The organism is Verrucosispora sp. CNZ293, assembly GCF_002754655.1.
Window position 1 is genome coordinate 81,475 of record NZ_PEFR01000001.1, and the last position, 21,476, is coordinate 102,950.

Annotated in this window: 20 protein-coding genes; 12 read left to right on the plus strand and 8 right to left on the minus strand. The window is 72.9% G+C overall.

The window, feature by feature from the left end; all coding sequences use genetic code 11:
- The first annotated feature begins 126 nt into the window (after positions 1 to 126).
- The 5 genes from CLT74_RS00375 to CLT74_RS00395 all read left to right on the plus strand — a co-directional run bounded on the left by CLT74_RS00375 (position 127) and on the right by CLT74_RS00395 (position 5,695).
- Positions 127 to 927 (plus strand): SGNH/GDSL hydrolase family protein, encoded by an 801-nt coding sequence (locus CLT74_RS00375; protein ID WP_099844757.1) that lies wholly within the window; start codon positions 127 to 129, stop codon positions 925 to 927.
- Positions 928 to 1,089: 162 nt separating this feature from the next.
- Positions 1,090 to 3,756 (plus strand): FtsK/SpoIIIE domain-containing protein, encoded by a 2,667-nt coding sequence (locus CLT74_RS00380; RefSeq protein WP_099844758.1) that lies wholly within the window; start codon positions 1,090 to 1,092, stop codon positions 3,754 to 3,756.
- A gap of 3 nt (positions 3,757 to 3,759) precedes the next feature.
- Complete coding sequence (locus CLT74_RS30985) at positions 3,760 to 4,734, plus strand: hypothetical protein (protein ID WP_099844759.1); 975 nt, start codon at positions 3,760 to 3,762, stop codon at positions 4,732 to 4,734.
- Between the two features lie 226 nt (positions 4,735 to 4,960).
- Positions 4,961 to 5,224 (plus strand): DUF6244 family protein, encoded by a 264-nt coding sequence (locus CLT74_RS00390; RefSeq protein WP_099844760.1) that lies wholly within the window; start codon positions 4,961 to 4,963, stop codon positions 5,222 to 5,224.
- 33 nt (positions 5,225 to 5,257) lie between these two features.
- The gene (locus CLT74_RS00395) at positions 5,258 to 5,695 is read left to right on the plus strand and encodes a hypothetical protein (RefSeq protein WP_099844761.1); all 438 of its coding nucleotides are present in this window, start codon (positions 5,258 to 5,260) and stop codon (positions 5,693 to 5,695) included.
- 18 nt (positions 5,696 to 5,713) lie between these two features.
- Here the strand turns inward: CLT74_RS00395 and CLT74_RS00400 are convergent, their stop codons facing one another.
- From CLT74_RS00400 to CLT74_RS00420, 5 genes are all read right to left on the minus strand, one after another.
- Positions 5,714 to 6,814 (minus strand): J domain-containing protein, encoded by a 1,101-nt coding sequence (locus CLT74_RS00400; protein ID WP_099844762.1) that lies wholly within the window; start codon positions 6,812 to 6,814, stop codon positions 5,714 to 5,716.
- A gap of 92 nt (positions 6,815 to 6,906) precedes the next feature.
- The gene (locus CLT74_RS00405; RefSeq protein ID WP_099844763.1) at positions 6,907 to 7,188 is read right to left on the minus strand and encodes a flavin reductase; all 282 of its coding nucleotides are present in this window, start codon (positions 7,186 to 7,188) and stop codon (positions 6,907 to 6,909) included.
- Complete coding sequence (locus tag CLT74_RS30590; protein ID WP_199172026.1) at positions 7,185 to 7,574, minus strand: hypothetical protein; 390 nt, start codon at positions 7,572 to 7,574, stop codon at positions 7,185 to 7,187. The genes CLT74_RS00405 and CLT74_RS30590 overlap by 4 nt, the downstream gene beginning before the upstream one ends.
- Before the next feature lie 78 nt (positions 7,575 to 7,652).
- Positions 7,653 to 8,150 carry a hypothetical protein gene (locus CLT74_RS00415; RefSeq protein WP_143696999.1) on the minus strand — a complete coding sequence of 166 codons (498 nt, stop codon included), beginning with the start codon at positions 8,148 to 8,150 and terminating at the stop codon, positions 7,653 to 7,655.
- Positions 8,151 to 8,233: 83 nt separating this feature from the next.
- Positions 8,234 to 9,598 (minus strand): pentapeptide repeat-containing protein, encoded by a 1,365-nt coding sequence (locus CLT74_RS00420; RefSeq protein WP_099844765.1) that lies wholly within the window; start codon positions 9,596 to 9,598, stop codon positions 8,234 to 8,236.
- 301 nt (positions 9,599 to 9,899) lie between these two features.
- Between CLT74_RS00420 and CLT74_RS00425 the strand changes: the two genes are divergently transcribed.
- Together CLT74_RS00425 and CLT74_RS00430 are read left to right on the plus strand one after the other, a co-directional pair.
- Positions 9,900 to 10,703 carry a TerC family protein gene (locus tag CLT74_RS00425; protein WP_099851033.1) on the plus strand — a complete coding sequence of 268 codons (804 nt, stop codon included), beginning with the start codon at positions 9,900 to 9,902 and terminating at the stop codon, positions 10,701 to 10,703.
- 227 nt (positions 10,704 to 10,930) lie between these two features.
- On the plus strand, positions 10,931 to 11,839 hold the full coding sequence (locus CLT74_RS00430; protein ID WP_099844766.1) for an alpha/beta fold hydrolase: 909 nt from the start codon (positions 10,931 to 10,933) through the stop codon (positions 11,837 to 11,839).
- A 70-nt stretch (positions 11,840 to 11,909) separates the two neighbouring features.
- Here CLT74_RS00430 and CLT74_RS00435 read toward each other — a convergent pair whose 3' ends face one another.
- Positions 11,910 to 12,785: an aldo/keto reductase gene (locus tag CLT74_RS00435; protein WP_099844767.1), complete on the minus strand. Its 876-nt coding sequence runs from the start codon at positions 12,783 to 12,785 to the stop codon at positions 11,910 to 11,912.
- Positions 12,786 to 12,909: 124 nt separating this feature from the next.
- On the opposite strand from CLT74_RS00435, the gene CLT74_RS00440 reads away from it, so the two are divergent.
- On the plus strand, positions 12,910 to 16,926 hold the full coding sequence (locus CLT74_RS00440) for a CHAT domain-containing protein (RefSeq protein ID WP_099844768.1): 4,017 nt from the start codon (positions 12,910 to 12,912) through the stop codon (positions 16,924 to 16,926).
- A 70-nt stretch (positions 16,927 to 16,996) separates the two neighbouring features.
- Here the strand turns inward: CLT74_RS00440 and CLT74_RS00445 are convergent, their stop codons facing one another.
- The gene (locus CLT74_RS00445) at positions 16,997 to 17,458 is read right to left on the minus strand and encodes a hypothetical protein (protein WP_099844769.1); all 462 of its coding nucleotides are present in this window, start codon (positions 17,456 to 17,458) and stop codon (positions 16,997 to 16,999) included.
- Positions 17,455 to 17,763 (minus strand): hypothetical protein, encoded by a 309-nt coding sequence (locus CLT74_RS00450; protein WP_099844770.1) that lies wholly within the window; start codon positions 17,761 to 17,763, stop codon positions 17,455 to 17,457. Before CLT74_RS00450 ends, CLT74_RS00445 begins: the two co-directional genes overlap by 4 nt.
- A gap of 208 nt (positions 17,764 to 17,971) precedes the next feature.
- Between CLT74_RS00450 and CLT74_RS00455 the strand changes: the two genes are divergently transcribed.
- From CLT74_RS00455 to CLT74_RS00470, 4 genes are all read left to right on the plus strand, one after another.
- Complete coding sequence (locus CLT74_RS00455; protein WP_099844771.1) at positions 17,972 to 18,337, plus strand: YciI family protein; 366 nt, start codon at positions 17,972 to 17,974, stop codon at positions 18,335 to 18,337.
- A gap of 244 nt (positions 18,338 to 18,581) precedes the next feature.
- A complete protein-coding gene (pyk, locus tag CLT74_RS00460) occupies positions 18,582 to 20,030 on the plus strand; it encodes a pyruvate kinase (RefSeq protein WP_099844772.1) in 1,449 nt (482 codons plus the stop codon).
- Complete coding sequence (locus CLT74_RS00465) at positions 20,027 to 20,908, plus strand: acyl-CoA thioesterase (protein ID WP_099844773.1); 882 nt, start codon at positions 20,027 to 20,029, stop codon at positions 20,906 to 20,908. The genes pyk and CLT74_RS00465 overlap by 4 nt, the downstream gene beginning before the upstream one ends.
- A gap of 65 nt (positions 20,909 to 20,973) precedes the next feature.
- Positions 20,974 to 21,435 carry an RrF2 family transcriptional regulator gene (locus CLT74_RS00470; protein WP_099844774.1) on the plus strand — a complete coding sequence of 154 codons (462 nt, stop codon included), beginning with the start codon at positions 20,974 to 20,976 and terminating at the stop codon, positions 21,433 to 21,435.
- Positions 21,436 to 21,476 lie beyond the last annotated feature (41 nt).

Here is a 21,476-nt window from a genome sequence, read left to right on the forward strand (position 1 = left end):
GTCGGGTCCGGCACCTTAACGGCTATTCACTTTATCCAACTGTTTCGATAGCATTACCGACCAGTAACAACCCTTGGCCTCGCGCGCGGCTCTCGGGCTCCACCACCACCCCCGTGGAGGTCCGTCATGCCACACCGTCCGTTGGCCCGCGCCCTGACCGCGCTGGTCGCCCTCTTCACCGCCGCTGTCGGCGCGCTGGCCGTCCCCGGCGTCGCCCAGGCCGCCGCCCCGATCCACTACGTCGCCCTCGGCGACTCGTACTCCTCCGGCGTCGGTGCCGGGCCGTACGACCTGTCCACCTGCCTGCGCAGCCAGAAGTCGTACGCCCCGCTGTGGGCCGCCGCCAACGACGTGGCGAGCTTCCGGTTCCCCGCCTGCGGCGGCGCGGTCACCGCCGACGTGCTCAACAACCAGTTGGGCTCGCTCTCCGCCACCACCACGATGGTCACCATCACGATCGGCGGCAACGACGCCGGGTTCGCCGACGTGATGACCGACTGCCGCTTCGGCAGCACCTCCACCTGCACCAACGCGGTGAACGCGGCGAAGGCGTTCGCCACCGGCACGCTGCCGGCCCGGCTGGACCGCACCTACGCCGCCATCCGGGAGCGGGCGCCCAACGCCCGACTGATCGTGCTCGGCTACCCACGGCTGTTCGAGACCCGCTACTGCGGACTGCTGGCCATGAGCACCTACAAGCGCACCATCCTCAACGAGGCCGCCGACGTCCTCGCCACCGTGACCGCCGACCGGGCCGCCGCGGCCGGCGCCACCTTCGCCGACACCCGACCCACCTTCGCCGGCCACGGCGTCTGCGGCGCCCAGCCGTGGATCCGGGACGTCACCGGGGTCATCGAGGCGTACCACCCGAACGCCGACGGCTACCGCTACGGCTACCTGCCCGCGCTCAACGCGGTCACCGGCTGACCGTGCGGTGCGGCCGACGGTCCGGTTCGGACCGTCGGCCGCCGTGCGTCGCGACCGGGTGACCCGGCGGACCGACACGTCCGGTTCGGACACGTGCCGGTGTCGCCGCCGTCCGTTAGGGTTTCTGCGACCAGGCGGCGCTCGGCGGTGAAGGGCAGGGGTGTGGGCAGGCTCGCGTCGACGTACGAGCAGGCGGTCGCCGCCCACCGGGCCGCACGCGCCCACCTCGAATCCGCCCGCACCGCGCTGAACGCCACCACGCCGTCAGCCCCGGTGGTCGACACCGACCTGCTGGGCCGGCTGGCCCGGGTCGGCACCGCGCTGGCCACCCCGATCCCGGGCACCCCGCTGGCCCGCCAGCCCGTTCCGGTACGCGTCGGGGAGGCCGTCACCGCCGGCGGCGGCTTCCCGGTCCTGCTGCCCCTGGGCGCCGGGCACCATCTGGCGATCGACGGCGACGCCCGCCACCCGGCGGTCGCCGGGCTGCTGCGGGCCCTGGTGCTGCGACTGCTGGCCACCGCCGCGCCCGGCGGCGTCCGGGTCGCCGCGCTGGACACCGCGGCGCTCGGCGCGACATTCGGTCCAATGCGACCACTTCTCGACGCCGGAGTCGTCGACCCGCCGGCCACCACCGAGGCCGAGGTCGCCGCCCTGCTCGACGCCGCCGAACAGCACGCCCGCGCCGCCCGGCAGGCCGACCGACCGGACCAGGACCTGCTGGTGCTGGTTGCCGCGTCGATCCCCTCGCCCCGCGAGGCCGCCCGACTGGGCGCGCTCACCCACGCCGGTCCGGCCGCCGCCGTCTGTGTGCTGCTCGCCGGCTGGCCGCCGACCGGGCCGGGGGAGTCCGCCCCACCGCTGGGCGCCACCACCGTGCTGCGGCTGACCGACGGGTACGCCCGGGTCGGCGACCCGCCCGGTGCGCCGTTCAGCGCCGACGGCAGCGGCCTGGCCGCGCCGGTGATCCTGGACGGAGACCCGCCACCGGCCTCCGTCGCCGCGCTCGCCACCCACCTGGGCGAGGCGGCCCGACGCGGCGAGGCGGTCGGCTTCGCCGACCTGCTGCCCGGGCAGCGCTGGACCGTCTCCGCCCGCGCGGGCCTGCGCACCGTGGTGGGCCGCGTCGGACGTGACCCGGTCACCATGGCGTTCGACGACGCCACCCCGCACTGGCTGGTCGGTGGGCGTACCGGCGCGGGCAAGACGGTCTTCCTGCTCGACGTCCTGTACGGACTGGCCGCCCGCTACTCTCCGGCCGAGTTGCAGCTCTACCTCCTCGACTTCAAGGAGGGGGTCAGCTTCACCGAGTTCGTGCCCACCGAGCGCGACCCGTCGTGGCTGCCGCACGCCCGCGCCGTCGGCATCGAGAGCGACCGGGAGTACGGCGTGGCCGTGCTGCGCGAACTGCGCCGCGAACTGCACCGGCGGGCCACCGCGCTGAAGCGGCACGGCGTCACGAAGCTCGCCGACCTGCCCGCCGACACCGCCGTGCCCAGGATCGTCGCCGTGATCGACGAGTTCCACGTGCTGCTCGCCGGCAACGACCCGCTCGCCCGCGAGTCGGTGGACCTGCTGGAGGATCTGGCCCGCAAGGGCCGCTCCTACGGCGTACACCTGGTGCTGGCCAGCCAGAGCACCACGGGGATCGAGGCGCTCTACGGCCGCGCCGAGGCGGTCTTCGGGCAGTTCGCCCTGCGGGTGGCGCTGCCCGGCGGCGGGGGAGTTCTCGACCACCTCAACGACGCCGCGGCGACGCTGCCGGTCGGCTCGGCCGTGGTGAACACCGCCGCCGGTGCACCCGGCGCGAACTCCGTGATCCGCTTCCCCGACGCGCACGCGGCCACCGACGAGTTGACCCGGCTGCGCCACGAGCTGTGGCAGGCCCGCCCGGCGGGTGCCCGCCCGCCGTCGGTGTTCCGGGGCTACGAGAGCGCCCACGTCGAGGAGGACGCCACCTTCACCGGGTTGCGCCCCGGCGGCCGACGTCCCCTGGCCCTGGTCGGCCGGACGGTCGACGTGGACGGCACCACAGCTTTGTTCATCATGGACACCGCGCCGGGCCGGCATCTGGCCGTGGTCGGCACCTCGTCCGCCGGGGCCGAGGTGCTACGGGCGGCCACCCTGAGCCTGGCCCGCCAGCACCACCCGGGCGAGGCCACCTTCCTGCTCGCCGCGCTGGTGGCCGCCGCCGACCCGGCGGCCGACGACACGGCCGCGACACTTGCCGCCGCCGGGCACCGGGTGGACCGACTCGACGCCGCCGCCCTGCGGGACCGGATCAGCACCCTCGCCACAAACCTGGCCGGCAGGCACCGGCCCGGCGGTGCACCGCCGCCACCTGCCGGGGACAGCGCCCCGAGCACGCCACCTGCCGTGCCGGCCGGCCGGGACAGCGCGCCTACGGGTTCTGGCGGTGCGCCGACGGGCCCGGACGTCGGGTCGGCGGGGCGGGCCTACCTGGTGGTGTTCGGGATGGACGCCGCTGCCGGCCTGCTCGGCGAGAGCGACCCCACCACGTTCCGCTCCGGCCACGACGACCTGCGGGTGCTGCTGCGGCAGGGGCCCGGCCACGGGGTGCACCTGCTCGGCTGGTGGCGCGGCCTGCGTCGGCTCGCCGACGACCTCGGCGGCACGCAGAACCGCGACGACGTCGCCTGCCTGGTCGCGCTGAACGTGCCCGGCGCGGATCTCGGCCTGCACCTCGGCGTGCACGACCTCGCGTACACCCCCCGTGCGGATCGGGCGCTGCTTGTCGACCGGCACGACCAGCGGGTCCGGTTGATCGTGCCGTTCGCCCGCGACGGTCACCCTTCCGACGGGCAGGAGTGAGGCGTGTCCACCTTCGACGAGTACGCGGCGCTGGCCCGCCACCTCGCCGTGCAGCAGCGCGCCGGTGAGCAGGGCGCCGCTGCCGAAGCCGAACGGCAGCGGGATCTCGGCGCCGCGGTGGAGTACCTGGACCGGCGGCTGATCGCCCAGGGGCAGCGCCTCGACCACCTCGGCCGCGCCATCGGCGTCGCGCCGGGCGGCCCGGCACCGACTGCGGCCGGGCCGGGCGGCTTCCCTCCCGGCGGGCCGCCTGCCGGTGCACCACAGGTGTCCGGCCCACCGGCCCCGCCCGGTGCACAGGTGTCCGGCCCGCCGGCCCCGCCCGGTCCTGCGTGGAGCGCGGCTCCGGTGTCCGGGCCGGCTGGTCGGCCGCTGAGTCCGCCGGGGTCCCCGGTCACCGCCACCGGACCGGGGACGGGGTCGGCCGGCGGCGCAGCCGCCGCGCCGGGGCGGCCGGGCGTCGGGGCGTACCCCCCGGCCGGGGTGGGACAGCCGGCCCCGGCGCTGCCGGTGGCGGTGAGCACGACGGCGGCGGGGGTGCCGAGCCCGCGTGCGGGCGAGGTCGACCCGGCGACGGAGCTGGAACTGGCCCGGCGCTGGGCCGACGAGGCCGACCGGCACGGGCAGCAGGCTGAACTGCTCGCCCAGCAGCCGGCGCTGCTGCCGACGTGGTCGTCGCGGGCCCGAGCGGTCGCGGTCTACGCCGGTGCCGCCGGTGTCGCGGTGCTGCTGTTGCTGGTCCTGGCGTTCGGCTGGAGCCTTGGCGTGGTCGGGTTGGTTACCTTGCTCGCCTGGATGCTCGCCGGCCTGCCCGCCATGGCGCTGATCGGCGGCTGGCTGGTGCTCGGCCGCTGGGGGCGGCCCGCCGTGGGCGCCGCCACCCCGCCGCGCCATCCGGTCCTGGGGTTCCTGCTCTGCTTCCTCGCGGTGCCCCTCGCCTACTGCGGTTACCTGCTGCTCTTCCGCGCCATGCGCTGACCTCCGCGTCGGCCGGTCCACCGGATCGGCCTCGGCAGGGCGGCCGGCGGGTCGGGGCGATGCCGGGTGCGGTTGTGGTCGCCGGGGCGGCGACAGACGTACCCGCCGTCGGCGGCGCGGGGCGCTCGGGTGGTCGCGGTGCATGTGTGGATCTCGTACCCTCCTGTGTGGTTGCTGCTCGTGTGGAAGTGGCGACGCCTGTGTGGTGCGATCGTGGGGAGGGCGTGTGAGCGCAGCGGAGATGATCGCCAGGCTGGCGGCGGCGGCACAGAAACTGGACGAGGCGAAGGCGAAGACAGCGGCGGCGGCGCAGGACGCGGCCGAGGCGCGCCAACTCGTCGCCGGTGCCCTGCAGGGGATCGCCGCCGGGCCACTGATCAACATGATCGACTCGTACCGGCAGGCGCTCGCCCAGGCGGCCCAGGGGCACGAGCCCGCCCGGCAGCACGTCCAGGAGACGATCGCCAAGGTACGCGCGCTGGGTAACTGATTCTGGCCAGCGGAATCCGATCGAGGCGGTGGGATGAGCAGCGACGAGACGCGTGACGGAGGGATGCTCGACGGCTTCCGGATCGGGCAGGTGCCGGCCGGTGTCGGCGACGAGGTGTCGGACTTCGCCTCCGAGTGGGACGACGTACGGCTCGCCAGCCGGGTCTGGGAGCGACAGACGCCCGACGGCCATCGGGTGGATCTGCGGGTCCACGTGCTGCGCGGGGAGCGGCTTGTCGACCTGACCGCGCTACGGGACTTCCTCCGCGAGTATCATGAACGCGACCCCGCCGAGTGGCACCTGAGCGAGTTCCAGCACGATGACAGCGCCGGTCTGCACGACGGAGTCCAGGCGTTCTGGCTCGTGGAGCCCGGTGTCGCGGTAAGCGTGCTGACGCTCCCGGAGTTCAGCGAGTCGCTCCTGCCGACCGCCCGGTCCATCCGGGCCGGCAACACCGACGCAGGGCGGTGACGAGGCCGGGCCGGGCGCTCACCGCAGCCACCGTACGCGTTTCTCGACCTGGCGGATCATCTTGCGCCACGCGGTACTCGCCGACCCCGAGTCCATGGTCTCGAGCCGACGGCGCGCGCCCCATCCGGCGAGTGGTCGGTCGACGATCCGCATCAGGTCGTCGAGCGTGTCGATTGCTGAGCCTGCGCTCAACAGGCCGAGCACGTCGGCAATCTGGAAGGCCTCCGCGATCTCCATGATGAGATCGCGGTTGGTGATGAAGAGTCGAGGAACCCAGTCGGTCACCGGACGCCTGATGTTGTAGAGAATCAGGCCGAAATCGAACGACCGGTCGTCGTCGGCGCTGATTCCGTTCTTCAGGATGGAGTTCATGAAGTCGTCCCAACCGGGAACGCCGGCCAACTCGTGGCTCCCCGTCTCGGTCAGGTATCGGTGGAGCGTCTCCGTGGAGCGGAAAAGGAGCAGTTCGCCGTCGGCGCCGGGAAAGAAGACCACGGACCCCTGGCCCTCGGATCGAGCCAACAGCGTGTAACCCGCGGCGCCATCCGCCAATGAGACGGCTATCGGGTCGATGGTCAGCGGTCCCGGCAGATTAGCCGGCTCGTACCAGGGGTGGGTCCACCGGGCGCTGGGATGCTGATGCTCGCGTGCTTCCCGCTCGCGCATCTGCGCCAGACGTTCGGCCTCCGCCCGCTCGCGGGTCACGCGTTCGCGGGCCTCCTGCTCACGGGCCTCACGCGCGGCGTGTTCCCGGGCCCGCTGTTCGTGTGCCGCACGCTCCCGGGCTTCCTGTGCGCGTGCCTCGCGTTGCTGGGCGGCCCAGTCCTGGGCCCGCTGCCCACCGTCAGCCTGCTGGCGTTTCGCGCGTTCCCGTTCCTCGGCCCGGCGGGCCTGGCGTTCGCGCGTCTCGCGTTCCCGGACGTCGGTGAGCAGTTTGTACGCCCGGTTGATCTGCTGCATCTGACGTGTCGCTTCGTCGCGCACATTTTCCGGACTGGATTGATGCTTGTCCGGGTGCCAGACCTGCACGAGGATCAGGTAGCGCTCTCGAATCTGCGCCAGCGACGCTTCCCGGGTGACGCCGAGAAGCACGTACGGATCCTGCTCGTTCGGGGACATTTTTTCGCCGGATCCTCATGGGTGCTGGACGCGTCCGCCGGTGATGCTAACAGCACCTGTCGATGCGGTGGATCGAGCCGCCGCCGCAATGATCAGAGTCGTCCATCCGGGACAGCGCCGCCCGCAGCGCGGACCGGAACCCAGTCGGTGAAACGCCGGTGCAGGTCCGGCAGGCGGGTGCCGGGGTCGCGTTCGGCGAGCTGCTCGATGGCCTCCTCGCGCAACGTCACTAGGTAGATCATGAGGCCGGGAATGTTGCTGCGATACTCGGCGAGCAGGCGCAGTTTCGCGGGGGAGCAGGGCCAGGCGATGCCGCAGCCCCGGCAGCGCCACGTCGGGCGGGACGGTACGTGCTCACGGGCGGGCGTGCTCATCGGGCGGCCCTCGCCGCAGCAAGCCGGGCCGGTATGCGGTGTCGGGGCGGTGCGCGGTGTCGGGGCGGCGGCGCGGGGCGCATCCCGTCGGGGCGTACGTACAACTCGCGGCGGTCGATCGCCTCGCCACGGGAATCGAGCTGGTACACCTCGATCCACGCCCAACCGTCGTAGGTGCTCCGGTCGGTCCGCTCGCGGATCACCCGAACCACGATCGGTGTGGCGAACTGCGGGGATGCCTCGCGGGTCAGCAGGTACACGCCGGCGGCGACCAGGGGCGTCCCGTCCTCGCGGGTGCCCGCCGGCGCTTCGGGCGTGCTCCTTCCACCCTGGACGCTCAGCGCGGCGTCGATCATGCAGTTGTGGTCGTTGACAGAGCGGAGCAAACCGGCTGATTTCGGGTGCCACAACTGCATGATCGGCGGGCGTGGGGCGTGGGGCGTGGGGCGTGGGGCGTGGGCGGGTCAGGGGGTTGGTGGGGCGGGTCGTTCCAGGGTGGCTTCCGGTAGGTGGCACCGCACGATCGCCCGGCAGGAGGTCGCCAGGAGTAGTCCGATGCCGGCGGCCATGATCGGGATTCCGGCTCCGAAGGGCAGCTCCGTCACGTAGTCCAGCGCACTTCTCTCACCGATCATGCCGAAGCTGGCCGCCACCACCGCCATGGCGGTGACCAGGGTGCCCACGGCGGCAACCATGCCGGCCATCGCCGCCGCCATGACCTGCCGTGCCCACAGCGCGGCCCCGGCGGCCAGTAGCAGCCACCCGAAGGTGAGCAGCGTCCAGCCACCCCCGCTCCCGTCGTCAGGCGACGCGTACGCCCAGCCGGAGAAGGACCATTGGGCCCGGGGGCGTGGACGGAACCAGGGCAGCAGGTACCCGACGAGGGCGAGCAGGGTGGCCAGGAGCATGCCGAGGTCCACCGAGAACACCGAGGACATGGGGTTCTGCTTAGCCGTGGACATGAGTCTCCTCGTCCTAATGTCAGGAGCGCCGCGTCCTATGTCGGGTCCAGGAGATCGAAGACCGACCACATCGGGTATCCGCTCTACGGGTCGGTGAGCAGGAGCCAGTCGGTGTCCAGGCGCTCGACGTGCGTACCGTCGGGCCAGGTGTGGGTCCCCGAGGTGGTGGCGCGGGCCTGGTCGAACAGGGGACGGCGGGCCAGGGTGACGCCCTCGAACGTGACCGGGCCGTGGAAGCGGGCGCGGCCGAAGCTCGTCGCCCCGGCGAAGCGGGCGTCGGCGAATGAGGCGTCGGCCCCGAACTCGGTCCAGCGGAACAGTGCCATGTCGGCGAAGTGGGTCCGCCGGAGATCTGCGTCGCTGCCGAACGTCGTGTGCTCCATCGAGAGTCCACCGTGGAACACCGCGTCCCGGAAGCTGGCGCTGCCGGTGACCGTGGTGTGGTCGAAGGTGACGGTCCGGCGGAAGGTGGTGCCCCGCCAGGATGTCTCGCCGATGGTGGCCCGCTGGCAGGACAGCCGGCCGCCGATCTCGGCACCGTCGGCGCTGAGCCCGCCGGTCACCCGGGCGTCGTCCAGGACGATCGTGGCGTCGCCGGCAACCTCGTCGAGCACGAGGGTGTCGAAGCGCGCCCCGAGGGCCAGCCGCCCGGTCACCGTGGCACCGGCGAGTCGGGTGGTTCCGGTGCAGGTCGCGCCGGTCAGGTCGGCGTCGTCGAGGGTGCAGCCGGCGGCGTCGAAGTCGTCGAGTCGCGCGCCGGTCAGGTCCAGCCGCATGCCGGGCCAGTAGGCGTCGCCGTCCGTGCGCAGGTGCCGGGTCAACACCCGCTGCGCGCTGCGGCGTACCTCCGTCTCTCGCGCGTCGTCGTCCGGCGACGGCATCCGCAGGTACGCGCAGAGCACCCCCACGATCGTCGTACGCTGCGCCGGATTGTCCTGACCGAGCCGTTCCAGGGCGTGCAGGCCGCCGAGGCGTACCGCTGCGTTGTCGTTGCCGAGCAGTTCGACAGCCCGGGTGTACAGCTCGGTCAGCCGGCGCTCGGCGGCGTCGTGCGCGGCGGCCTCGGCCTGGCGTTCCTGGTGGCGCTGCCCGGCCTCGGCGACCGCCTCGGTGTGCGCCTGCACCCGATCGCGGTGCGCCTGGTCGGCGGCGGCGACAACCTCCTGGTGTCGCTGCGCCCGCTCGCTGATCCACTGTCGTCGGGCGGCGAGCAGCAGCGCCAGTCCGCCACCCGTGCCGGCGACCACCGTCAGCCCGGTACGGATCGCGTCGATGCGCAGGGTGGCCCGGGTGTCCGGCGCGGTGGCACTGTCGGCTTCGCCGAGCAGCCAGTGCAGCACCCACCAGCCGAGCAGGGCGGCCAGCAGCAGCCCGACGAGCACCAGCCACCACGGCATGACCCGCAGGCGTTCGTCGGGGGGTGAGGCGCCAGGCACGGCCCACAGCATGCCACCGATCCGTACCCGGCGTGGGGCCCCGGGGCTCGACCACCGGACGGCCGGAGTCGCTGTCGCGGCCCGCCACCGGAACCTGCCGGGCGACCTGTCGCGGGTTGCGGTATCTCGCGGTTTCCGGCCGCCGGGAAAGCCCGACACGCCGCAACTCGTGCCGCCGACCCGGTGCTGGTCTGGGGTGCTGTGGGGCGGCCGGGGTTGCGATGCAGCGGACGGCCCGGTAGGTCATCATGATGCAGATCAGCCGATGGTCCGGGTGCCGACCCGGCGGCCGGTCGTGAGAGTCGAGGATGGCATGGAGTTCTTGACCAGTCCTGAGCTGTGGATCGCGTTCGCGACCCTGCTCCTGCTGGAGATCGTGCTGGGCATCGACAATGTCGTGTTCATCTCGATCCTGTCCGGTCGGTTGCCCGAGCACCAGCAGGCCCGGGCCCGGACGATCGGCATCTCGCTCGCCCTGATCACCCGCCTGCTGCTGCTGGCGTCGTTGTCCTGGATCATCGGTCTGACCGCACCGCTGTTCACCGTGCTCGGGCAGGAGATATCCGGGCGTGACCTGATCCTGCTGCTCGGCGGAATATTCCTGGTGGGCAAGGCGACGTACGAGATCCATGAGCACCTGGAAGGCTCCGACCACGCCCGGGAGGGCGGCAAGGTGGTCTCGTTCGGCGCGGTCATCGCGCAGATCCTGGTGCTGGACGTGGTCTTCTCGCTCGACTCGGTGATCACCGCCGTCGGCATGGTCGACGAACTCGCCATCATGATCGCCGCCGTGGTCATCGCGATGATCATCATGTTGGTCTCGGCCGGTGCGGTCAGCAGGTTCGTCAACCAGCACCCGACGGTCAAGATGCTGGCCCTGTCGTTCCTGCTGATCATCGGTGCGAGCCTGATCGCGGAGAGCTTCGACCAGCACATCCCGAAGGGCTACGTGTACGGCCCGATCGCCTTCTCGATCTTCGTGGAGTTCCTCAACCTGCGGGTCCGGGCACGGCAACGTCGCCAGCAGGAGCGGCAGCCGGTGCAGTTGCACCCGACGTACGTGAAGAACGGGCCGAGTCGGCCCGAGCCGGAGCCGGAGGTCACCCCGGCCGGCTGACCCACGTCGAACCCGACGCCGCACGCACCCACCCGGTGCGTGCGGCGTTCGTCGTCCCTGGACGGTCGGCTCGGCTCGCTGGCGCGATGCCTGGTGGAGCTGCGGCTACCCGCGCGTAACTTTTCATTGACGTTTCTGGATCGTGACCCGCATCATCAGTGCACGGTCGATCGGACATCCCACCGCCTCCACCCGGTAACCCCGGGATCCCCTTGGGAGGTGCAGCGATGCTGCTCCGAAAGGCTGTCCTCGTCCTGGCTCTCACGGTCGCCGCCGTCCTCGCCGCCCCCGCGGCCACCGCCGCTCCGCCCGATCCGGCAGCGCCCACCCGCGTCACCGGAACCGTCATCACCGGCGCTACGCCCCCTGCTGGCGGCATGCCCATTGCGTCCGACGCACCTACCCGTGTCGCCGGTGCCGACGGCACCGCGACCAATGGCGCGGCCGGGGCCGACGCCAGCCTGCGGGCGTTGGCCGGTGCCAACCCGGTCATCGTGGTCGGTGGGCTCAGCGGCATCGCCGCCGTCTACGAGCCGCTCGCCGCCCGGCTACGCGCCGACGGCTACCGGGTCTGGATCTACCAGCTGCCCAACCTCGGGCTCGGCGACATCACCGCGTCCGCCGCCGGGCTGCGCGGGTACGTCGGGCAGGTCCGCTCCGCCACCGGAGCGGCCAAGGTGGACCTGGTCGCACACTCCGAAGGCGGCCTGGTCAGCCGCTACTACATCAAGAGCCTCGGCGGCGGCGACGCCGTCGAACGCTACGTCAGCCTCGGCACCCCGCAGTACGGCACGTACGTGGCCAACATCGTGGCCTTCCTCGGCCTGGGCAGCTGCGCCGGAGTGGTCGCCTGCCAGCAGATGACCATCGGGTCGTCGTTCCTCACCGCCCTCAACGCGGGCGACGACACCCCGGACCCGGTGCGCTGGACCACCGTGCGAACCTGGCAGGACGAACTGGTCCGACCTGTCGACAACGCGGTGCTGGCCGACGGAGCGACAAACGTCCTCATCCAGTCCCGGTGCCCGTTGCGCGTGGTCGGCCACCTCGGCCTGGTGCTCGACGGCACCACCTACACCGTCATCCGGCAGGTCCTCCGCGACACCGCCATCAAACCCAACTGCGTCGCCCTGTAAATCCCACCGCGACCCGGCGACTCCCACCCAGTCGCCGGGTCGCACCCACCCGAGAGACCATCCGCCGCCGTCAGGAGGTGGCGGTGGAGAGTGCCTCGTACTCGGCGTCGGTCAGTTTCACCTGGGCGGCGGCCACGTTCTCCTCCAGGTGCGCCACCGACGACGTACCGGGGATCGGCAGCATGACCGGCGAGCGCCGCAACAGCCAGGCGAGGGCCAGTTGCGCGGGCGTCGCGTGGTGCTCGGTGGCGACGGCGTCCAGCGGACCGCCCGGCCGGGCCAGTTCGCCGGTCGCGATCGGGAACCACGGGATGAACGCGAGATCGTGCCGTTCGCAGTGGTCGAGCACGTCCTCCGCGTCGCGGTTGGCCAGGTTGTACAGGTTCTGCACCGACACGATCGGCACGATGCGGCGGGCCGCCTCGATCTGCTCGACAGTCACCTCGGAGAGCCCGATGTGGCGGATCTTGCCTTCCTCCCGCAGCAGCGCCAGCTCACCGAGCTGGTCGGCCAGCGGCACCGCCGGATCGATGCGGTGCAGCTGATAGAGACCGATGGACTCCAGCCCGAGGTGGCGCAGGCTCAGCTCGCACTGCTGACGCAGGTACTCCGGTCGGCCCACCGGCCGCCAGTCGCCCGGGCCGCTGCGGGTCAGGCCGGCTTTCGTCGCGATGAGCAGGTCGTCGGCGTACGGGTGCAGCGCCTCGCGGATCAGCAGCTCGGAGACGAACGGCCCGTACGAGTCGGCGGTGTCGATGAACGTCACCCCCAGCTCGTAGGCGCGGCGTAGCACCCGGACCGCCTCGGCCGGGTCTTTCGGGTCACCCCAGATCCCGGGACCGGTGATCTGCATCGCGCCGTATCCGAGCCGGTCGACTTGAAGATCGCCGCCGATGCGGTAGGTGCCGGACTCCTTCGCAGGCCGGGTGCCAGCTTCGAGCGCCATGTGGACCACCTTCTCGGATCGCTGCCTGTCGGGGCCCCAAGTTACCCGGTCGGCTTTGGGATAGCGCCCGATCACCGTAGCTGCTACCCCTGAGCGGGACGGTGCCTGTGACGGGAGGGCTGGCATGTGGCGGCGGTTCAGGTCCGATCCGGTGCGGCGGCTACGGGAGCGGCTGGACGGCTTCGGGGCCACCATGGAGCCCCGGTGGGTGCTGGAACCCGCGGCCCTCCAGGAGGCCCGACCGGTGTACGAACTGCTCGACGGGGCGGCCGGCGGCGATTCACTCGACGAGCACCAGGCCGAGGCCCTGTTCCTGCTGGCCTGTCTGCACTGGTACCGGTACCAGATCCTGCCGGCCGGGCAGGACGCCGCAGACCTCGTGCAGGCGGTCGGGCTGACCGAGATGCTGCTGCATCTGGCACCGCAGCGGGTGCCACCGTCGCTGCTGGCCCTGCTCCGCGCCCACGCGCCCGCCAGCGCTGGTTCCGCCCGGACCGGTGGCCGGATCCCCGCAGCCCGCTCCGCGCCCGGCCGATCCGGTGGCGACGCGCCGGCCGCGCTGTTCGGCCAGGCGGTCATGCTGATGGGCGGCGCCGAACGGGCCGGGGACTACCGGGTGGCCGACCAGGCGCAGGCCCTGCTGGAACGGGCCCTGGCCGGCACACCGTCGGACGCACCCGAGCGCCTGCACTACCTGTCCGCGCTCGGCCGGGTGCATCGGGATCAGTACCTGCACCTGGGCCGGCAGCTGTCGCTTCCGGCGGCGATCGACGCGCACCGGGAGAGTCTGGAGTCGACCCCGGCCGGCGACCCCGAACGCCCGACCCGGATGTTCAACCTCGGCAACGTCCTCGGTGACCGGTTCGAGCAGGCGGGCGACCCCGCCGCGCTGGACGAGTCGATCCACCTGCTCGGCGACGCGGCCCGGGTCGCTCCCGCCGACTCGCCGGTGTGGCTGATGGCTCGGGTCAACCTCGGCGGGCGGCTGCGGGAACGCTGGGAGCGCCGTGGTCAGCCGGCCGACCTCGACCGGGCGGTCGACGCGCTGGCCCAGGCGGTGTCCGTCCGGGCCGATCCGCCTGTGCTCTTCGCGTACGCGACGCTGGCCAGTAGACGATTCCTGGTCAGCGGTGCCGACGGCGACCTGGACACGGCGATCGACGCCAACCGTGCCGCGCTGGCGGCCGGACTCAGCGGCGACCAGGACAGCCTGGTCCGGGCCACCCTGGCCGGGCTGGTCGGTGAGCGTCACGAGCGGCGGAAGGCCCCGGCCGACCTGGACGCGGCGATCGAGGCGTACCGGGCTGCGGCTACCGGGCCCCGGCTCGACGGGCAGGACCCCGGCGGGCTGAGGCAGGCCGAGGGAAAGCTGCTGTTGTCGCGTTACGCGCTGCACCGCCGCGCCGAGGACCTCGACGAGGCGTTGCGACTGCTGCGGATGGCCGCCGACGAGGTGACCGACCCGGTGGAGCGGGCCGGGCGGCTCGGCGATCTCGGGTACGCGCTGGGCCGTTGGCACGCCGACCTGGACGGATTACCGGCCCTGCGGGAGGCCGGCGAGGTGTTGACGCAGGCGGAGCGGCTGCTGCCGGTGGATCACCGGGATCGGCCCGACCTGCTGAACAATCTGGGTAACACGCTGCGTGAGCTGGCCAGCCTGGCGGGGGAGCCGGACCTGCTGGAGCCGGCCGTGGCGAGGTTGCGTGAGGCGGTCGCCGCCACGACGAATTCCGCGAAGCTGCCGCTCCGCCTGTCGAATCTTGGGCTGGCGCTGCAGGAACTCTTCGCCCGTACCCAGGACCTGGGACTGCTCACCGAGGCGATCGCGGTGCTGCGGCGGGCGCTGGCCGCTGCCCCAGCCGAGAATGCGGACCGGATGCTGAGCCTGCTCAACCTGGGATCGGCCCTGAACCGGCGTACCGAACTGGTGGTCAACGCGGCACTGCCGGCCGACGGCACCATCGCACCGGAGCAGGCCCGGGCCGCCGCGCTCACCGACGCCGCGCAGGCGGTCGCGCTGTTGCGGGAGGCAGCGGAGCTGGCGCAACGGGAGGCCGAGCCCGGTGAACGCGTCCGGATCGTCGGCACCCTCGCGCTCAGCCATCTGCTGCGGCACCAACTCGCCGGGGACCCCGTCGCGCTCGACGAGGCGGTCACCCTGCTGCGGGCGCTCGTCGACGCGCCCCCCGTCTCGGCCGGTGACCGGTACCGGCTGTTGACAAACCTCGGTAACGCGCTGCTGATCAGATTTCGGTCCGGTCGGACCGGCCACGACGCCCACGAGATGCTGACCGTGTACCGGGCGGCGGTCGCGGCACTGCCCGTCGACCATCCGGAGCGGACGATGTGCCTGAGCAACCTGGCCGCCGCCGTCGAGGAGATCGCGCAGGCCGGGTCGGGCGGCTCCGGTGACCTGCCGCCGGTCGACCTGGCCGAGGCGATCGACGCCCTGCGCGAGGCCGCGGCGATCGAGGCGGCGCCGTCGCTGCTGCGGGCCGGTGCCGCGCGGACGTACGCCGGTCTCGCCGCCGAGGTCGGCGACCTGCCGGTGGCGCTTGCGGGCTACACCACCGCGATCGAGCTGCTCGACCTGGTGGCCTGGCACGGCATGGACCTCGACGACCAGGGCCGGCTGCTCGGGCAGTTCCCGGGGCTGGCCGGCGACGCCGCGGCGGTGGCGATCGCGCTCGACCGGCCGGAACGTGCGGTGGAACTGCTGGAGTACGGCCGGGGGGTGCTGCTGACCCGGGCCCACGACGCGGGTGCCGACCTGGCGGCGCTGCGCGCGCGGGCACCCCGGCTGGCCGAGCGGCTGGCCGCCACGCAGGCCGCCCTCGATCGCCTTGATCCGTTTACCGGTCCGGCCGGGCCGGGACCGCTCGGTGGGCCCGCCGCTACTGTCGTTCCGGTGGCGGTCCCACCGGTGGCCGACGAGTCGGGGGCGGGCTCGGAGCGACGACACGAGTTGGCCGTCCAGCGGCGCGAGGTGCTCGCGGAGATCCGGCGGTTGCCCGGCTTCGAACGCTTCCTCCGCCCACCGCCCTTCGCCGACCTGGCCCGGGCAGGCGAGGACGGTCCGGTGGTGCTCGTCAACGTCGCCGCCCGGCGCTGTGACGCGCTTGTGGTCAACGGCGGGCGGGTGACGACGGTGCCGCTGCCCGAGCTGAGCCTCGGGGAACTGCACATGCGGGCCGCGTACTTCCTGATCGGTCTCGCCGAGGCCACCGCGCCCGCCGGCGACCCGGGTCCGGAGGCGCAGCGCCGCCGGGCCGCGTTCCGCCGCCGGATCCCGGAGACCTTCGACTGGCTGTGGCGGGTGGTCGCCGCCCCGGTGCTGGACGCGCTGGGCCCGACCGCCGCACCACCGGCCGGCGCCGCGCCGGCCCGCCTGTGGTGGTGTCCCACCGGGGTGCTCACCCTGCTGCCGCTGCACGCCGCTGCCCCGCTGGACGGCGGAGCCGGGGTCCTCGACCGGGTCGTCTCGTCGTACACCGCTTCGTTGCGGTCGCTCGTCCGGGCCCGGCAGGGGCCGGCGGCCAGGTCCGCGCCGGTCACCTCGGCCCTGTTCGTCGGGATGCCCCGCACGCCGGGGCTGACGGACCTGCCCGGCGCGGCGGGGGAGCAGGCGGTGGTACGCCGGCACCTGAGCGACGTGACGTCGCTGACCGGACCGGCGGCCACCCCTTCGGCGGTGCTCGACGCCCTACCGGGAACGCCAGTGGTCCACCTGTGCTGTCACGGTACCCAGGATCTGGCCGCACCCGCCCGGGGTCGGCTCGCGTTGGCGGGTGGCCCGCTGCACGTGCGGGACCTGTGGCGGCCGGCGGACACCACGGCGGCGCTCGCCGTCCTGTCCGCCTGCGACACGGCGCGGGGCGGTGCCGCCCTGCCGGACGAGGCGCTGACCCTGGGCACCGCGTTCCAGTTGGCGGGTTTCCGGCACGTGATCGGCGCGCTCTGGGCCATCTCCGACGAGCTGACCGTGCAACTGTGCGATGACCTGTACGGCGCGCTGGCGGTGCCCGGCGGCCTCGACCCGGAGCGGGCCGCGTCCGCCCTGCACCACGCCGTCCGGCGGGTCCGTGCCGCCCTGCCCGGACTGCCGGAACTCTGGGCCGGGTACGCCCATTTCGGCCCCTGACCGTCGACGCCGCGCCGCTTGCCGGTGCGACCGGCCGCTGATCTCGGCCGGTGAACCGGGGACCGCAGGGTCAGGGTTGGCCGGGGGCGTACCAGGTGACGCCCACGGCGGCGATCAGCAGGGCGGTGCAGAGCAGCACCAGCAGCACCCCGAAACGCAGTGCCCGGGCCGCGGCGAGGGCTTCCCGGTGCTCGCCGAGCGGGGCCGGGGGCAGCTCGGCGACCGGCGACACCGACAGCGGCCCGTGCGCGGCCCGCAGCAACGCCAGCGCCCCGGCGACCCCGGCCACGATCGCGGCCAGCAGCAGGACGCCGACCAGGGCACCCCAGCCCGGTGCGAGCGTGCTGACGTCGGAGCGTCCCCGGATCAGGCTGAAGCCGACAAGCGCGACGAGCAGGCCACCCAGCCCGTTGCGCCAGGCCAGCGCGGCGGCCCGGACCCGGTCCAGTTCGCCGCGCAGCAACGTGGCGAGTTCCTGTGCCCGGCGCAGGTCGGTGAGCGTCGCCGGGGGGCCCGGTCGCAGCCGGATCACGACTCGACCTCCAGCGTCACCGTCCAGTACGCACCGCAGCCGGCCAGCCCGTCCGGGCGGTCCGGATGGTCGACGGCGCAGCCGCACAGCAGGGTCCGGTAGCCGGGATCGACAACTGCCGCGGGTGTCTCCCGCCGGTACACCTCGTCCACGATCGGGCAGGTGATCGGATGCTGGCAGCGGGGGCAGTCGCCGCTGAGCAGCACCGCCGGACCGTACCGGCGCACCGAGAATGTCTCCGCGACCCGGGTGGCGTACCCCTCGTCGGTGACCTCCGCGTACGGCAGCGGCTCAGGACCCCGCATCGATGCACCCTCCCGCCGTCGGCCGTACGCCATCGACCACACGGTAGCCGCCGCCCGCCCGCCGGTCATCCGGCGCGCGGGCGGCCCCGGCCCTCGACGCGGTGGCGGGATCGGCGGAGCGCCGGTGCGACCTGACCCGTCCGTGGGAGGCTGGGCGGTACCGCCGCGTGCACCGCCTGGCGTCGGCGGGCCGTGCGAAGGGGAAGCCATGTCAGGGGAGCCGCAGGTCGACTTCGCGCTCGACACGTACGAGTGCATCGTGCTCTATCCCGGCGCCGCCGGGCGGGCGCTGCCGACCGAGACCGTGCAGCGGTTGCAGGCCGAGCACGCCAGTCACATGCAGGCGATGCAGCGGCGGGGGATCATCCTCGTGGCCGGGGCGGTGGACGGCCAGGCCCGGGATCCGGACCCGCCGCTCGGGTTCGGTCTGGCCCGGACCGGGTCGGTCGACGACGTCCGCAGCGTGATGGAAGCCGACCCGGCGGTGCAGGCCGGCCTCTACCGGGTGGACGTGATGACCTTCCTCTGCCCGGCCGGCTCGCTGGAGTTTCCGCTGGTCAAGACGGAGAGCTGAGCGGGTACGACAGCGCTCACGAAACGTCACCGGATGATCGCCATCGGCTGCCCGCCCGGAGCGCCCCGACGTGCACTGGCACCAGGGGCGTACCATTCCGGCGCGCGGTCGCCGTTGCCCGCCATCGACGTCCGGAGCGGCTCACGCTCGCCGGCTGTGCGGGTGAGCCGCGTGCCGTTGGACAACTGTTCCACATTGCGCAAGGGGTCGGCCGGTGGTCCGACCCGGAGGAGAGACTAGCCTGATGGGCGTGACACGCCGCGCGAAGATCGTCTGCACTCTTGGCCCCGCCACCTCGTCGCCCGAGCGCATCCGTGGGCTCGTCGAAGCCGGCATGAACGTGGCGAGGCTCAACTTCAGTCACGGCAGCCACGCCGACCACGAGTCGGTGTACCGGCTCGTCCGGGAGGCAGCCGAGGCGGCGGGCCAGCCGGTGGCGATCCTGGCCGACCTTCAGGGGCCCAAGATCCGCCTCGGTCGGTTCGCCGACGGGCCGCACGAGTGGCGTACCGGTGACTCCGTGGTGATCACCGGCGACGACGTCGTGGGCAGCAAGGAGCGGGTCTCCTGCACGTACCGCAAGCTTCCCCAGGAGGTCAAGCCCGGTGACCGGCTGCTGATCGACGACGGCCGGGTCGCCGTCGAGGTCACCGACGTCACCGGCAACGACATCCGGGTGCTGGTCACCGAGGGTGGGCCGGTCAGCAACAACAAGGGCGTCTCGCTGCCCAACGTCGCGGTGAGCGTGCCCGCCCTGTCGGAGAAGGACGCGGCCGACCTGCGCTTCGCGCTCGGCCTCGGTGTCGACCTGGTCGCCCTGTCGTTCGTCCGCTCCGCCGACGACATCAAGCTGTGCCACGCGATCATGAGCGAGGTCGGTGTGCACCGCCCGGTGCTGGCCAAGGTCGAGAAGCCGGAGGCGGTCGACCACCTCGAAGCGATCGTGCTGGCCTTCGACGGCGTGATGGTGGCCCGTGGCGACCTCGGCGTGGAGCTGCCGCTCGACGAGGTGCCGCTGGTGCAGAAGCGCGCGGTGCAGTTGTGTCGGGAGAACGCCAAGCCGGTCATCGTGGCCACCCAGATGCTCGACTCCATGATCGAGAATTCGCGGCCGACCCGCGCCGAGGCATCCGACGTGGCCAACGCGGTGCTCGACGGCGCCGACGCCGTGATGCTCTCCGGCGAGACGAGCGTCGGCAAGTATCCGGTGCTCACGGTCAGCACCATGTCCAAGATCATCACCACCACGGAGGCCGGTTCCCTGCTGGTGCCCCGCCTCCAGCACGACCCGCGTACGCACGGCGGTGCGCTGACCGTGGCCGCCTCCTCGATCGCCCGGGCCATCGGCGCGAAGGCGCTCGTCGCGTTCTCGCAGACCGGTGACACCGTGCGCCGGCTCAGCCGGCTGCACTGCGACCTGCCGCTGCTGGCCTTCACCCCGGTGCCCGAGGTGCGCGCCCAGCTCGCCCTCTGCTGGGGGGTGGAAACCTTCCTGATGCCGTTCGTGCAGCACACCGACGACATGTTCCGCCAGGTCGACCAGGCGCTGCTCGGGCTCAACCGGGGCAACCCCGGCGACTACGTGGTGATCGTGGCGGGCAGCCCGCCCGGCAGCCCCGGATCGACGAACACGCTGCGCGTGCACCAGCTCGGTTCGCTCGTCGACGCCGCCACCGCGCGGGCGTTGCAGTGACCGACGGCTCGCTCGTCGGCCAGGCCGCCGTCGACCAGCTGCTGGAGGTGCTCGACCTCGCGCCGACCGGCACCATGTCGTTCCGGGGGATGAGCCCCCCGGTCGGCCCGCAGCGGGTCTACGGCGGCCAGGTCGCCGGCCAGGCACTTGTCGCCGCCGGGCGCACCGTCGACCCGGAGCGCGTGGTCCACTCGCTGCACGGCTACTTCGTCCGCGCCGGCGACCCCACCGAACCGATCGAGTACGAAGTGGAGAACATCCGCGACGGCCGCTCGTTCTCGGTGCGCCGCTCGGTCGCGCTCCAACACGGCAAGACCATCTTCTTCATGTCCGCCTCGTTCCAGCGGCACGAGGAGGGACTGGACCACCACGCCCCGCTGCCGCCGGACGTGCCGGAGCCCGAGTCGGTCCCGACCATGACCGACCGGCTGTCCCGGTACCCGGAGCGGCTGGGCATCTGGGGGCAGATTCCCCGACCCATCGACGTGCGCTACGTCGGCGAACCGGGCTGGGTACGCCCCGGCGACCGGCCGGCCGACCCGCACCAGCGGGTGTGGATGCGCATCGACGGCAAGCTGCCCGACGACCCGCTGCTGCACGCCTGCGCCCTGACGTACGCCTCCGACCTGACCCTGCTCGACTCGGTGCTCTCGGTGCACGGCGAGGTGTGGGGACCGGGTGGGGTGGTCGGCGCGAGCCTGGACCACGCCCTGTGGTTCCACCGGCCGTTCCGGGCCGACGAGTGGTTCCTCTACGACTGCTGGAGTCCGTCCGCGTCCGGAGCGCGCGGGCTGGCCACCGGCCGGATGTTCACCGTCGACGGCAGCCAGATCGCCAGCGCCGTGCAGGAGGGCCTGCTGCGCCGGGTCGGCGGTTAGGTCCTGTCCCGCCGGTGGTGTCCCGCCGGTGAGGGCCCGGATACCTGGCGGTTAACCTGTCCGACATGCGTCTCTCAGCCCGGGTGGACTACGCCCTTCGAGCGGTTGCCGAACTGGCCTCGGTGACCGGGGTTGGACGTGGTCGCCCGGTCACCGCCGACCAGATCGCGCGGGCCCAGCAGATCCCGCCGAAGTTCCTGGAGAGCATCCTGCTGCAACTGCGCCGCGGTGGCGTGGTACAGGCCCAGCGTGGGCCCGAGGGTGGCTACTGGTTGGCCCGGCCGGCCGAGGAGATCTCCCTCGCCGAGGTGATCCGGGTGATCGACGGGCCGCTGGCGCACATTCGGGGCCAACGCCCCGAGCACCTCGGATACCAGGGCGCGGCCCGGGCGTTGCAGGAGGTCTGGATCGCCCTGCGGGCCAGCGAGCGGCAGATCCTCGAACTCGTCACCATCGCCGACGTGGCCCAGGGCACCCTGCCCGAGTCGGTCACCAAGCTGGTCGCCGATCCCGGCGCCTGGACCTGACGAGCCGCGCGGCGCTGACGCCGGCCCGATCCCGGCCCGAC